Annotated in this window: 11 protein-coding genes; 6 read left to right on the top strand and 5 right to left on the bottom strand. The window is 71.7% G+C overall.

The genetic code is table 11. From position 1 onward, the window contains the following. Positions 1-237 precede the first annotated feature (237 nt). Positions 238-1,032 carry an isoprenyl transferase gene (locus ACGFWJ_RS25850; RefSeq protein WP_387637841.1) on the bottom strand — a complete coding sequence of 265 codons (795 nt, stop codon included), beginning with the start codon at positions 1,030-1,032 and terminating at the stop codon, positions 238-240. Between the two features lie 337 nt (positions 1,033-1,369). Here ACGFWJ_RS25850 and ACGFWJ_RS25845 point away from each other — a divergent pair, with 337 nt between their 5' ends. Further along, positions 1,370-2,977, top strand: coding sequence for a chitinase (locus tag ACGFWJ_RS25845; protein ID WP_392953768.1), 1,608 nt, complete (start codon positions 1,370-1,372; stop codon positions 2,975-2,977). An 88-nt stretch (positions 2,978-3,065) separates the two neighbouring features. On the opposite strand, the gene ACGFWJ_RS25840 is transcribed toward ACGFWJ_RS25845, so the two are convergent. Further along, a complete protein-coding gene (locus ACGFWJ_RS25840) occupies positions 3,066-3,734 on the bottom strand; it encodes a prepilin peptidase (RefSeq protein WP_392953765.1) in 669 nt (222 codons plus the stop codon). Positions 3,735-3,853: 119 nt separating this feature from the next. Here ACGFWJ_RS25840 and ACGFWJ_RS25835 point away from each other — a divergent pair, with 119 nt between their 5' ends. Then, a complete protein-coding gene (locus ACGFWJ_RS25835; protein WP_392953762.1) occupies positions 3,854-5,068 on the top strand; it encodes a pyridoxal phosphate-dependent aminotransferase in 1,215 nt (404 codons plus the stop codon). Positions 5,069-5,193: 125 nt separating this feature from the next. Here the strand turns inward: ACGFWJ_RS25835 and ACGFWJ_RS25830 are convergent, their stop codons facing one another. Then, positions 5,194-7,020, bottom strand: coding sequence for a phosphoenolpyruvate carboxykinase (GTP) (locus ACGFWJ_RS25830; RefSeq protein ID WP_392953759.1), 1,827 nt, complete (start codon positions 7,018-7,020; stop codon positions 5,194-5,196). Between the two features lie 272 nt (positions 7,021-7,292). Here ACGFWJ_RS25830 and ACGFWJ_RS25825 point away from each other — a divergent pair, with 272 nt between their 5' ends. Then, positions 7,293-7,949, top strand: coding sequence for a hemolysin III family protein (locus ACGFWJ_RS25825; RefSeq protein WP_392953756.1), 657 nt, complete (start codon positions 7,293-7,295; stop codon positions 7,947-7,949). 42 nt (positions 7,950-7,991) lie between these two features. Here ACGFWJ_RS25825 and ACGFWJ_RS25820 read toward each other — a convergent pair whose 3' ends face one another. Further along, positions 7,992-8,264: a hypothetical protein gene (locus ACGFWJ_RS25820; protein ID WP_392953753.1), complete on the bottom strand. Its 273-nt coding sequence runs from the start codon at positions 8,262-8,264 to the stop codon at positions 7,992-7,994. Positions 8,265-8,477: 213 nt separating this feature from the next. Here ACGFWJ_RS25820 and ACGFWJ_RS25815 point away from each other — a divergent pair, with 213 nt between their 5' ends. Together ACGFWJ_RS25815 and ACGFWJ_RS25810 are read left to right on the top strand one after the other, a co-directional pair. Next, positions 8,478-10,091 carry an MFS transporter gene (locus ACGFWJ_RS25815; RefSeq protein ID WP_392953750.1) on the top strand — a complete coding sequence of 538 codons (1,614 nt, stop codon included), beginning with the start codon at positions 8,478-8,480 and terminating at the stop codon, positions 10,089-10,091. After that, positions 10,088-10,735 (top strand): TetR family transcriptional regulator, encoded by a 648-nt coding sequence (locus tag ACGFWJ_RS25810; protein WP_392953747.1) that lies wholly within the window; start codon positions 10,088-10,090, stop codon positions 10,733-10,735. The genes ACGFWJ_RS25815 and ACGFWJ_RS25810 overlap by 4 nt, the downstream gene beginning before the upstream one ends. 4 nt (positions 10,736-10,739) lie before the next feature. Here ACGFWJ_RS25810 and ACGFWJ_RS25805 read toward each other — a convergent pair whose 3' ends face one another. After that, complete coding sequence (locus tag ACGFWJ_RS25805) at positions 10,740-11,684, bottom strand: NADP-dependent oxidoreductase (protein WP_392953744.1); 945 nt, start codon at positions 11,682-11,684, stop codon at positions 10,740-10,742. A gap of 43 nt (positions 11,685-11,727) precedes the next feature. On the opposite strand from ACGFWJ_RS25805, the gene ACGFWJ_RS25800 reads away from it, so the two are divergent. Further along, positions 11,728-12,726, top strand: coding sequence for a GlxA family transcriptional regulator (locus ACGFWJ_RS25800; protein ID WP_392954054.1), 999 nt, complete (start codon positions 11,728-11,730; stop codon positions 12,724-12,726). Positions 12,727-12,817: the final 91 nt, after the last annotated feature.

Here is a 12,817-nt window from a genome sequence, read left to right as displayed (position 1 = left end):
CGGTCCCCGCGGCCCCGCTGGCCGGGGGGACGGTCTGAGCGGAGTATTCCCAGGCGAGGAGGCCCGCATTCGCGCCTGAACGAACGGCGGGATCACAACGGGTGAACGTTTTCCCGGTGGGCGTCCGGGTATGAGGAACCGACCGGGCACCACTACCTCACCACAGCGGATGAGCACAGCCCGGGGGCAGCACGGGTATGAGGAACCGACCGGGCACCCAAGGGAATTGGCCGGGCGTCAGCGCCCCATCCGCCGGTTGCGCAGCTGGTAGTCGCGCAGTGCCCGCAGGAAGTCGACCTTGCGGAAGGCGGGCCAGTAGGCCTCGCAGAAGTAGAACTCGCTGTGTGCGGACTGCCAGAGCAGGAAGCCGGACAGCCGCTGCTCGCCGGAGGTGCGGATCACCAGGTCGGGGTCGGGCTGGCCCTTGGTGTAGAGGTGCTCGGCGATGTGCTCGACGTCGAGGATTTCGGCCAGTTCCTCGATCGAGGTGCCGCGGCCGGCGTGTTCCTGGAGCAACGAGCGGACGGCGTCGGCGATTTCCTGCCGGCCGCCGTAGCCGATGGCGACGTTGACGGTCAGTCCGTCGATGTGCGCGGTCTGCTGCTCGGCGCGCTTGAGCACCTCGGCGGTGGGGGCGGGCAGCAGGTCGAGCGCGCCGACCGGGTGGACCTTCCAGCGGCCGGCGTCGACCAGGCCCTGGACGGCGTCCTCGATGATGCCGAGCAGCGGGACGAGCTCCTCGGCGGGGCGGGCCAGGTTGTCGGTGGAGAGCATCCAGAGGGTGACGACGCGGACGTCGGTCTCCTCGCACCAGCCCAGGAACTCGCTGATCTTGTCGGCGCCGCGCTGGTGGCCGTAGGCGGTGGTGCCGCCGGTGGCCTTGGCCCAGCGGCGGTTGCCGTCCAGGATCACGCCGATGTGGCGGGGGGTGTTGGCCAGGTGCACCTCGACCCGGCGGCCGTACAGCCGGTAGGCCCGGTCCAGCAGGATGCGCAGTCCCGGCGTGCGCTCGACCACATCGCGCAGACCCATCGTGAACGGCCCCTCCGTGCTGATTGCTCCGGGTGCGAATCCCCTGGCGCAGCCTACTCCGCCCGGCATTACCGGAGGTAAAACCGCAGGTACCGGTCTTGTCACAGTGCGCGCACGGGGCGGGATACGGAACGGTCTCCGAATCCTTAAACGGTCCCTAAACCGGATTCCGGGTCTTGACGCTTGCCATTGGTCTAGTCCAGCGTGTGGTCAGCACCACAGCGGACCCACCCCCACAGCGGAGCCGCCGCGACCCCCACCGCGGCGGCTCTTCCTTCCCCCGCCACGTCTGCTCTCCCCCCACGCCCCCTCCCCCACTCCTGCACTGGAGCCTGTCATGGCCCGTACCCTGCAGCAGCCGTCCCACCGGCGCCGCAACAAGTTCCCGGCGGTGCTGGCCACCGCGACCGCGCTGGCCCTGGCCGGCACCGGCCTGGCGCTGTCGGCCGGCGGCGCGAACGCCGCGGTCGGCAACCTGGTGACCAACGGCGGTTTCGACTCCGGCCTCGCCGGCTGGACCTGCACCGGCAACGCCGGCACGGTCACCACCCCGGTCCACTCCGGCACCGGCGCGCTGGCCGCCACCCCGGGCGCCGGCGACACCGCGGAGTGCACCCAGACCGTCTCGGTGCTCCCCAACACCGCCTACTCGCTGAACGGTTGGGTCCAGGGCTCGTACGTCTACCTGGGCGCCCGCGGCACCGGCGGCACCGACCCGTCCACCTGGTCGGCGCAGAGCAGCTGGAACCAGCTGAACACCACCTTCACCACCGGCGCCAGCACCACCAGCGTCACCCTGTACATCCACGGCTGGTACGGCCAGCCCACCTACTACGCCGACGACATCCAGCTGATCGGCCCGGGCGGCACCGCCTCCCCGTCGCCGTCCGCCAGCTCCGTCTCGCCGAAGCCGTCCACCTCCGCGTCGGCCTCCCCGTCGCAGAGCGCCTCGCCGTCCGCCTCGGCCTCGCCGTCGCAGAGCGCCTCCCCGTCGGCGTCCAACTCGCCCAGCCCGTCCGGCTCGGCGACCACCCCGCCGCCGAACACCGGCCTGCCCAAGCACGCGATGACCGGCTACTGGCAGAACTTCGACAACGGCTCGACCGTGCAGCGGCTGCGCGACGTGCAGTCCGCGTACGACATCATCGCGGTGTCCTTCGCCGACGCGACCACCACCCAGGGCGCGATCTCCTTCACCCTGGACCCGGCGCTGGCCACCAAGCTCGGCGGCTACACCGACGCCGACTTCAAGGCCGACATCGCCGCCAAGCACGCCGCCGGCAAGAAGGTCGTGCTCTCCATCGGCGGCCAGAACGGCGCGATCTCGGTGGGCAGTTCGGCCGCCGCGACCGCGTTCTCCGACTCGGCGTACAAGCTGATCCAGCAGTACGGCTTCGACGGCATCGACGTCGACCTGGAGAACGGCGTCAACGCCACCTACATGGCGCAGGCGCTGCACACCCTGCAGGCCAAGGTCGGCTCCGGCTTCGTGCTGACCATGGCCCCCGAGACCATCGGGATGTACTCCACCGCCGGCGCGTACTTCCAGCTGGCGCTGGCCACCAAGGACATCCTGACCGTCGTCAACACCCAGTTCTACAACTCCGGTGGCATGAACGGCTGCGACGGAAAGGTCTACACCCAGGGCACCGTCGACTTCATCACCGCGCAGGTCTGCACCCACATCCAGGGCGGCCTGCGGCCCGACCAGGTCGGCATCGGCGTCCCCGCCTCCAGCAAGGCGGCGGGCGGCGGCTACGTCAACTCCACCGTGGTCAACAACGCGCTGGACTGCCTGGCCACCGGCAACCACTGCGGCACCTTCGTCCCGCCGGCCAAGTGGCCGACCATCCGCGGCGCGATGACCTGGTCCACCAACTGGGACGCCAACAACGGCAACGAGTTCTCCAACAACGTCGGGGCCTTCCTCCGCAACATGCCGTGACTCTCCGCCGGTGCACCGCTCCTTGAGGGTGGGGCAGGTGCACAGGGGCCCGTCGCACCACTGGGGGTACGACGGGCCCCGCCCCTTTTCAGCGGACGGTGACCAGCACGGCCGCCAGGGTGCCCAGCAGCATCGCCGGGCCGAAGGCCAGTTCGGTGCGGCGGCCCGCCCGGCGCAGCACCAGCAGGGCGACCGCCCACAGCGCGGCGATCAGCCACATGTAGAGGAGACCGGCGTAGAACGTCCGCCAGCCGGCCAGGCCGAGCACGGCGCCGAGCGAGGGGGCGAGTTTGACGTCTCCCAGGCCCATCGGCGCGAACAGCGCCAGCAGCAGGAACACGCCCCCGAGTGCGCCCGCCGCCAGCACGCAGCGCAGCCACACCTCCGGTCGGTGGTCGGCGAGCGGGACCAGCAGGGCCGTGCCCGCCAGCAGCGGCAGCGTCAGGGCGTCCGGCAGCCGCTTCACCGCGGCGTCCACGAACCCCAGCGCCACGCCGAACAGCGCCACCCACGCCAGCAGCGGCAGCCACCGCCCCGGCGCGTACCCGGCGAGCGCGGCGCCGACCGCCCCGGCGGTCAGCTCCACGGCCAGCGGCGGCGGTCCGGCCCGCTCCCCGCAGCGCACGCAACGGCCCAGCGGCGTCACCGCGCAGGCCCGCCACGGCTCGCCGCCCGGCACCGCGTACCGCACCACCGCCGACCGCAGCGGCACCCCCACCAGCAGACCCAGCACCGCACCCAGCACTGCCCCGAGCATCCGACGCCTCCCCTGACGGCCCGCCGCGACCCTACCGCCGCACCACCGTTCACCCGTCCGTGTCCAGGTGGCGAACACCACGCGGAGACGGGCCCGGCGCGCCCGTAAAGTAATCGGGCATGCAGGTCATCCAGTCCAGCAAACTCGCCAATGTCTGCTACGACATTCGCGGCCCGGTGCTCGACGAGGCGATGCGGCTGGAGGAGCAGGGCCACCGCATCCTCAAGCTCAACACCGGCAACCCGGCCGCGTTCGGCTTCGAAGCCCCGCCCGAGATCCTCCAGGACATCCTCCGCAACCTGTCCTCCGCGCACGGCTACGGCGACTCCAAGGGCCTCCTGTCGGCCCGCCGCGCCGTGGTCATGCACTACGAGGACCGCGGCCTGCACGGCCTGACCGTCGAGGACGTCTACCTGGGCAACGGCGTCTCCGAGCTGATCCAGCTCGCCATGACCGCCCTCCTCGACGACGGCGACGAAGTCCTCGTCCCCGCCCCCGACTACCCGCTGTGGACGGCCTCGGTCTCGCTGGCCGGCGGCACCGCCGTCCACTACCGGTGCGACGAACAGGCCGAGTGGTACCCCGACCTGGCCGACATCGCCGCGAAGATCACCGACCGCACCCGGGCGATCGTCGTGATCAACCCCAACAACCCCACCGGCGCGGTCTACCCGCGCGAACTGCTGGAGGGGATCGTCGAACTCGCCCGGCAGCACAAGCTGGTGATCTACGCGGACGAGATCTACGACAAGATCCTCTACGACGGCGTGGAGCACATCCCGCTCGCCACCCTCGCCCCGGACCTGTTCTGCGTCACCTTCAACGGCATGTCCAAGTCCTACCGGGTGGCCGGATTCCGCAGCGGCTGGATGGTGCTCTCCGGCGACCAGCAGCGCGCCCGCTCCTACATCGAGGGCCTCAACGTCCTCGCCTCGATGCGCCTGTGCGCCAACATGCCCGCCCAGCACGCCGTCGCCGCGGCCCTCGGCGGACGCCAGTCCATCCAGGACCTGATCCTGCCCGGCGGTCGGCTGCTCGCCTCCCGCGACGCCGCGTACCGGCTGCTCAACGAGATCCCCGGCGTCTCCTGCGTGAAGCCCAAGGGCGCGCTGTACGCGTTCCCGCGGCTCGACCCGCAGGTCTACAAGATCAAGGACGACGCGCGGATGGTCCTCGACCTGCTCCGCGCCGAGCGGATCCTGATCGTCCAGGGCACCGGCTTCAACTGGCCCGCCCCCGACCACTTCCGCCTGGTCACCCTCCCCCACCCGGACGACATCACCAGCGCGGTCACCCGCATCGGAGACTTCCTCTCCGGCTACGTACAGGCGTAGGGGCACGGCAGGCGGGCGCGAAACCAGGGCGCGGAACTGCGCGAAGCGGAAGGCCACATACGGCAAGGTCCGGTCGAGGAGGGGCGTCCCTCCTCGACCGGACCTTGTGCAGGGGTCGTCCGGCGTCAGCCGAGTCGCTTCACCAGGGCCTGGTACTCGTCCCACAGCTCCTTCGGCGTGTGCTCGCCGAACATCTCCAGGTGGGCCGGAACCAGCGCGGCCTCCTGCTTCCAGATCTCGCGGTCGACCGTGAACAGCAGCTCCTGGTCGGCGGCCGGGATCTCCAGGCCGTCGAGGTCGAAGCTCTCGACGGTCGGCAGCACGCCGATCGGCGTCTCGACGCCCTCGGCGGTGCCTTCGAGGCGCTCGACGATCCACTTCAGGACGCGGCTGTTCTCGCCGTAGCCGGGCCACACGAACTTGCCGCCGGCGTTCTTGCGGAACCAGTTGACGTAGTAGATCTTCGGCAGCTTGGTGGCGTCGGCCTCGGCGCCGACCTTCAGCCAGTGCGCGAAGTAGTCGCCCATGTTGTAGCCGCAGAACGGCAGCATGGCGAACGGGTCGCGGCGCAGCTCGCCGACGGTGCCCTCGGCGGCGGCCGTCTTCTCGGAGGCGATGTTGGCGCCGAGGAAGACGCCGTGCTGCCAGTCGAAGGACTCGGTGACCAGCGGAACGGCGGTGGCGCGGCGGCCGCCGAACAGGATCGCCGAGATCGGGACGCCGGCCGGGTCCTCCCACTCGGGGGCGATGGTCGGGCACTGCGCGGCGGGGACGGCGAACCGGGAGTTCGGGTGGGCGGCGGGGGCCTCGGACTCGGGGGTCCAGTCGTTGCCGCGCCAGTCGGTGAGGTGGGCGGGGGCGTCCTTGGTGAGGCCCTCCCACCACACGTCGCCGTCGTCGGTGAGGGCGACGTTGGTGAAGACGGTGTTGCCCCAGAGGGTCTTGATGGCGTTGGCGTTGGTGTCCTCGCCGGTGCCGGGGGCGACGCCGAAGAAGCCGGCCTCGGGGTTGATGGCGTAGAGCCGGCCGTCGGCGCCGAAGCGCATCCAGGCGATGTCGTCGCCGATGGTCTCGACCTTCCAGCCCGGGATGGTGGGCTGGAGCATGGCGAGGTTGGTCTTGCCACAGGCGGACGGGAACGCGGCGGTGACGTACTTCGCCTCGCCGGACGGCGGGGTGAGCTTGAGGACGAGCATGTGCTCGGCCAGCCAGCCCTCGTCGCGGGCCATGGTGGAGGCGATGCGCAGCGCGTAGCACTTCTTGCCGAGCAGGGCGTTGCCGCCGTAGCCGGAGCCGAAGGACCAGATCTCCTTGGTCTCCGGGAAGTGCGAGATGTACTTGGTGGTGTTGCACGGCCAGGCGACGTCCGCCTCGCCCTCGGCGAGCGGGGCGCCGACGGTGTGCACGGCCTTGACGAACTCGCCGTCCTCACCGAGCTGGTCGAGCACGGCCTGGCCCATGCGGGTCATCACGCGCATCGAGACGGCGACGTAGGCGGAGTCGGTGATCTCGACGCCGTACGCGGCCAGCGGGGAGCCGACGGGGCCCATGGAGAACGGCACCACGTACATGGTGCGGCCCTTCATCGCGCCGCGGAACAGGCCGTTCTCACCGGAGAAGATGTCCCGCATCTCGGCGGGGGCCTTCCAGTGGTTGGTCGGGCCGGCGTCCTCCTCCTTCTCCGAGCAGATGAAGGTGCGGTCCTCGACGCGGGCGACGTCGGACGGGTCGGAGGCCGCGTAGTAGGAGTTGGGCCGCTTGGTCTCGTCGAGCTTGGTGAAGGTGCCCTGGGCGACGAGCTGCTCGGCGAGACGGTGGTACTCCTCCTCGGAACCGTCGCACCACACCACCTGGTCGGGCTGGGTGAGGTCGGCAATCTCGTTGACCCACTCCACCAGGCGCTGGTGGCGGGTGGGCGCGGACTCGGCGCGCGCAGAGATCTGAGTCGACACGATCGCTCCGTTTCACACCATCTCGGCCAGGAGACGGCATCGCGGGGGTTGAGGGTCCTTACACGGTAGACCTGGCGACCCGCCCTCCATTCGTCAAACTGTCGTCATTGACGAGATCTTTACTCCAGAGTGTCTGATTCGGGGACTCCGAGTCACGCTCCACGCACCCAGTTCGACCCTCCCCGGCACCCCCCGAACACTCCAGAACGTCTAAAAGTGAGGATCGCCACTTTCCTACGCGCCGGTAACCTACGGTTCCGTAAGATGCTGCCATGACCGCGGAAGCCCTCGATCTCGCAAAGCCCAAGTGGCGCGGCTGGCTGCATGCCGGCATGTTCCCGGCCTCGCTGGCCGCCGGAATCGTGTTGATCTGCCTGGCCGAGTCGACGGCGGCGCGAATCGCCTGCGTCGTCTACTCGGTGAGCGCCTGGATGCTGTTCGGCGTGAGCGCGGTGTACCACCGCTTCACCTGGGGGCCGCGCGGCGAGGCGGTGCTGCGCCGGCTGGACCACGCCAACATCTTCCTGATCATCGCCGGGACGTACACCCCGTTCACCATGCTGCTGCTGGACGGCGCGCGGCAGCAGGTGCTGCTGTGGCTGGTGTGGGGCGGCGCGCTGGCCGGAATAGCGTTCCGGGTGTTCTGGGTCGGCGCCCCGCGCTGGCTGTACACCCCTTGTTACGTGGCGCTCGGCTGGGCGGCGGTGTTCTTCCTGCCGGACTTCCTGCACAAGGGTGGCGCGGCCGTCCTGACGCTGATCATCGTCGGCGGCGCGCTCTACACCATCGGCGGGGTGATCTACGGCCTCAAGCGCCCGAACCCGTCACCGCGCCTGTTCGGCTTCCACGAGGTGTTCCACGCCTTCACCCTCGGCGCGTTCATCGTGCAGTACGTGGGGATCTCGCTGGTGGCGTACACCGCCACCTGAGCCCCCCACAGAAACGATCCCCCGCGGAACCGGCCCGTTCGGTCAGTACCGCACCGGCTGGGCCGCCCTCGCCTCCAGCCGCTCCCGGGCCCGACGGCAGCGCTCGCAGTGCGCCGCGTCGGGCCCTTCGCCTGCCGTGCGCTGGTGCGCCCGGCCGCGGAAGCGGTACGCGACCCAGGCCATCACCGCCAGCACCTCGACCGCCGAGACCAGCCAGACCGCGCGGGCCCCGCCGATCAAGTACCCGGCTATGACGGCCAGCGCGGCCAGCACACCGACCACGCCGCTCCAGAACCCGGTCGCTCCGTACTCCATTGGCAAACCTCCCACCGGCCGACAGGTCATCTGACGAGTCGTCAGAGAACTCCCCACCTACAGTGACACGTTCGGCACGCAGCGCGGGCGAACGGGGGATCAACAGCGCATCAATTCCAGAAGTGGGGATCCCGCAGCGCGGGCTTCGGTTGACGCTCACCATCTTTTGAGAGTTACTCTCATTTGAGAGATTCACTCGGATGGAGGTCCGTCATGCCCGCTCCGCACCCCCGGCGCTGGATCGCGCTGGTAGCGGTCGCGCTCAGCGTGCTCGTCATCGGTTTCGACACCACCGTGCTGAACGTCGCCCTGCCCGACCTGGCCCGGCAGCTGGACGCCGGCACCGGGCAGCAGCAGTGGATCGTCGACGCCTACACGGTGGTGTTCGCCGCCGCCCTGCTCCCGGCCGGCCTGCTCGGCGACCGCTTCGGCCGCCGCCGCACCCTGGTGACCGGCCTCGCCCTGTTCGGCGCGGCCTCCGTGCTCGGCACCCTGGCCGGCAGCCCCGCCACCCTGATCGCGGCCCGCGCCGGGATGGGCCTGGCCGCCGCGTTCGTGATGCCGATGTCGATGGCGGTGATCCCCGCCGTCTTCCCGCCCGCCGAGCAGCGCCGCGCCACCGCGCTGCTGACCACCGTGACGGCCATCGGCGTGCCGCTCGGGCCGGTCGTCGGCGGGCTGCTGCTGCGCGGCTACTGGTGGGGCTCGATCTTCCTGATCAACGTGCCGCTGGTGGTGCTCGGCGTGCTGGCCTGCCTGCTGCTGCTCCCCGAGTCCGCCGACCCGGCCGCGCCCCGGATCGACCTGCGCTCCGCCGCCCTCGCGGCCGGCGGCCTGGCCGCGCTCACCTGGGGCATCATCGAGGGCGCCGAACGCGGCTGGGGCGACGCCCTGGTGCTCGCCGCGCTGCTCGGCGCGGTGGGCGCACTGACCGCGCTGGTGCTGCGCAGCCGCCGGGAGGACCACCCGATGCTCGACCTGCGGCTGCTCGCCGAACCGGTGTTCCGCTGGTGCGCGATCGCCGTCACCCTGGTCTCGGTCGCCCTCTTCGGCGGATTCTTCGTGCTGCCCGCCTACTTCCAGAGCGTGCTGGGCACCGACGCCCTCGGCAGTGGCCTGCGGCTGATGCCGATGATGGGCGGCCTGCTGGTGGCCGCCCGGCTCGGCGAACGCCTGGTGCGCCGCTTCGCCCCGCGCGGCGTGATCGCCGCCGGGCTGGCACTGACCGCCCTCGCCCTGCTGCTCGGCAGCCGCACCGCGCCCGGCGACGGCTACGGGTGGACTGCGCTGTGGCTGCCGCTGTTCGGTGCTGGGCTCGGCCTGGTGCTGATCACCGCGACCGCCTCCGCGCTGCTCCTGCTGCCGCCCGCCAAGGCCGGGGTCGGCTCCGGGCTGGCACAGACGCTCCGCCAGGTGGGCGGCGCGGTCGGCGTCGCCGTGTTCGGCAGCCTGCTGGCCGCCGGCTACCGCTCGGCGCTGCACCTCCCGGCGCTCCCCGGGGACGCCGCGCCCCGGGTCCGCGGTTCGGTGATCGCCGCCGACGCGGTCGCCGAACGGCTGGGCGACCCGTCGCTCGCCGCGTCCGCGCACGTCGCGTACGTGCACGGCATGGGCCTGGTGCTGCTGGCCGCCGGGGTGCTGGCGGCGCTGTCCGCCGTGCTGGTCGCGGCCAGGATGCCGGGCGGCGGCGACCCCGTGGCCCCGGCAGCTCCCCAGGCACGGCCGCCGGCCCCGGCCGCTCCCCAGGCACGGCCGCCGGCCCCGGCCGCTCCCGAGGCGCGGCCGCTGGCCGCGGCGGGCGGTGATCCCGGAGAATCGTCCGCATGAGCACCCCGCGCAGCGCCCGGCCCCGCCCGTCCGAAGGCTCCTCCGGTTCGCTGGAGGAGCTGGTCGAAGCCCCGATGTCGCTGCGCGAGCGGAAGAAGCTGAAGACCCGCCAGACCCTGCGCCGGGAGGCCTTCCGGCTGTTCGCGGAGCAGGGCTGGGAGGCCACCACCGTCGACCAGATCGCGGCGGCGGCGGAGGTCTCCCCGGCCACCTTCTTCCGGTACTTCCCGACCAAGGAGGACATCGTCCTCAATGACGAGTACGACCCGGTGATGGCCGCCGCGATCCGAGCCCGGCCGGCGGACGAGCCGTTCCTCACCTCCGCCCGGGAGGTGCTGGTCGGGCTGGTCCGCCGGATCGCCGAGCAGGAGCGGGAGGAGCTGTACGCGCGGATGCGGCTGACCGCCTCCGTCCCGTCCCTGCGGCTGCGGATGCTCAACGCCGCCGGTCAGCCGCGCACGATGATGCTCGACCTGCTCACCGAACGGGCCGGCCTGGACACCCCCACCCTCGAACTGCGGATCACCGCCGCCGCGGTCGCCGCCGCCCTCACCGAGACCTCGCTGTACTGGGCCGACCACGAGGGCCGGGACGACCTCGCCGACCTGCTCGACCGGGCCCTGGCCCACCTGCAGAGCCTCTGACGGGTCAGTTCACCAGCACCAGCTTGCCGGTGGTGCGGCCGGTGTCGCCCAGGGCGTGCGCCTTCGCGGCGTGCTCCAGCGGGAACGTCCCGGCGATCTCGGCGCGCAGCAGGCCGCGTTCGGCCAGGTCCGCGATCGCCGCCATCCCGGCGTGGTCGGCCTCCACCATCATCATCGCGGTGCGCACGCCGAGCCGTTCGGCCTCCTCGGCCAGCCCCTCGAAGGGGACGGGCAGGATCGACACCAGCAGGCCGCCGCGCCGCAGGGTCCGCAGCGAACGCAGCTGGTACTCGCCGCCGACGGCGTCCAGCACCACGTCGACGTCGCGGACCGTCTCGGCGAAGTCGGTGCTCCGGTAGTCGATCGGCTCGTCCACGCCGATGCCGCGCAGGAAGTCGTGCTTCGCGGCGCCGGCGGTGCCGATCACGTACGCGCCGCGGGACTTGGCGATCTGCACGGCGAGGTGTCCGACGCCGCCGGCCGCGGCGTGCACCAGTACCCGGTCGCCGGCATTGACCTGCGCGGTGTCCACCAGCGCCTGCCAGGCGGTCAGCGCGGCCAGCGGCAGCGCGCCGGCCTGGACGACGTCCACGCCGGCGGGCCGGTGCGCGAACGCCCGGGCGGGGCCGGTCACGTACTCGGCGTGGCCGCCGACGCCGTGCGGGTAGGGCAGCATGCCGAGGACCTCGTCGCCGGGCTTGAACAGGGTGACGCCGAAGCCGACCGCCTCCACGGTGCCGGCCACGTCCCAGCCGAGCACGAACGGGGGCTCGCCGAGGAACAGGCCGCCCTCCCGGTGCTTCCAGTCCGTCGGGTTCAGGCCCGCGGCCCGGACCTTCACCAGGATCTCGCTCAACCCGGGCTCCGGGCGCGGGAGTTCCACCACCTTGAGGACGTCGGGGCCGCCCAGGACGTCCTGGCTGATCGCTCGCATCGTGTTCGTCGTCATGCCCCCAGCCTGGCTTGCCCGGGTCGCCCACGGCAGTGGCATGATGGTCACTGTCCGATGGGATCCTGCCAGGAGGGTGGCCGTGCCGAAGCCCACGAAGACCTCGCCGCACCGGATCGCGGTACTCGCCCTGGAGGGCGTGTACCCCTTCGAACTCGGCATCCCCCGGCGGGTGTTCGCCGCCGCCGGTGGCAGCTACCAGCTGGCCACCTGCACCGTCGACGGCCAACCGGTGCGCTCGGACGCCGACTTCACCATCACCGTCGCGCACGGCCCGGAGATCCTCCGCACGGCCGACACCGTGGTCATCCCGCCCTTCGACTTCGCGCTCGCCACCGGCGCGCTCGACCCCGCGGCGACCGAGGCACTCGCGCTGATCCGGCCCGGCACCCGACTGATCTCGATCTGCACCGGCGCGTTCGTGCTCGCCGCCGCCGGCCTGCTCGACGACCGGCCCGCCACCACCCACTGGGCGCTCGCCGACCGGTTCCGCGAGCTCTTCCCCAAGGTGCGGCTCGACCCGGACGTGCTGTTCGTCGACGACGGCGACATCCTCACCTCGGCGGGCGCCGCCTCCGGCGTCGACCTGTGCCTGCACGTGCTCCGGAGCGACCACGGCGCGGCCGTCGCCAACCACGCCGCCCGGCTGGCCGTCGTCCCGCCCTGGCGCGACGGCGGCCAGGCCCAGTACATCGAGCAGCCCGTCCCGGCGGCCGGCGCCACCGGCACCGCCGCCACCCGCGAGTGGGCGCTGGCCCGGCTGCACCAGCCGCTGACCCTCGCCGAACTGGCCGGGCACGCCGCGATGAGCAGCCGCACCTTCGCCCGCCGCTTCCACGACGAGACGGGCCAGAGCCCCGGCCGCTGGCTCACCCAGCAGCGCGTCGCCCTGGCCCGTCACCTGCTCGAAGCCACCGACCTGACGGTCGACCAGATCGCCGGCCGGGTCGGCTTCGCCAACGCGGTGTCGCTGCGCCAGCACCTGCACTCGGCGATCGGCGTCTCACCACTCGCCTACCGGAAGACCTTCGCCGGCGCCTAGATGATTGATGCCAAGGGCTCGCTGGCGTGCATGAAATGACGCGAGGGAGTCCAAAGGTCGGTTGTGACGCCTGACCTGGACTCCCTCGCGA

It is taken from the genome of Kitasatospora sp. NPDC048407, assembly GCF_043200475.1.
Taxonomy (GTDB): domain Bacteria; phylum Actinomycetota; class Actinomycetes; order Streptomycetales; family Streptomycetaceae; genus Kitasatospora.
This window is presented reverse-complemented; position numbering and strand designations above follow the sequence as displayed.

Coding starts and splice junctions, on each gene's coding strand:
- ACGFWJ_RS25820 (WP_392953753.1), bottom strand. CDS start 8,264: ATGGAGTACGGAGCGACCGGGTTCTGGAGCGGCGTGGTCGGTGTGCTG.
- ACGFWJ_RS25815 (WP_392953750.1), top strand. CDS start 8,478: ATGCCCGCTCCGCACCCCCGGCGCTGGATCGCGCTGGTAGCGGTCGCG.
- ACGFWJ_RS25835 (WP_392953762.1), top strand. CDS start 3,854: ATGCAGGTCATCCAGTCCAGCAAACTCGCCAATGTCTGCTACGACATT.
- ACGFWJ_RS25845 (WP_392953768.1), top strand. CDS start 1,370: ATGGCCCGTACCCTGCAGCAGCCGTCCCACCGGCGCCGCAACAAGTTC.
- ACGFWJ_RS25800 (WP_392954054.1), top strand. CDS start 11,728: ATGGTCACTGTCCGATGGGATCCTGCCAGGAGGGTGGCCGTGCCGAAG.
- ACGFWJ_RS25825 (WP_392953756.1), top strand. CDS start 7,293: ATGACCGCGGAAGCCCTCGATCTCGCAAAGCCCAAGTGGCGCGGCTGG.
- ACGFWJ_RS25840 (WP_392953765.1), bottom strand. CDS start 3,734: ATGCTCGGGGCAGTGCTGGGTGCGGTGCTGGGTCTGCTGGTGGGGGTG.
- ACGFWJ_RS25805 (WP_392953744.1), bottom strand. CDS start 11,684: ATGACGACGAACACGATGCGAGCGATCAGCCAGGACGTCCTGGGCGGC.
- ACGFWJ_RS25850 (WP_387637841.1), bottom strand. CDS start 1,032: ATGGGTCTGCGCGATGTGGTCGAGCGCACGCCGGGACTGCGCATCCTG.
- ACGFWJ_RS25810 (WP_392953747.1), top strand. CDS start 10,088: ATGAGCACCCCGCGCAGCGCCCGGCCCCGCCCGTCCGAAGGCTCCTCC.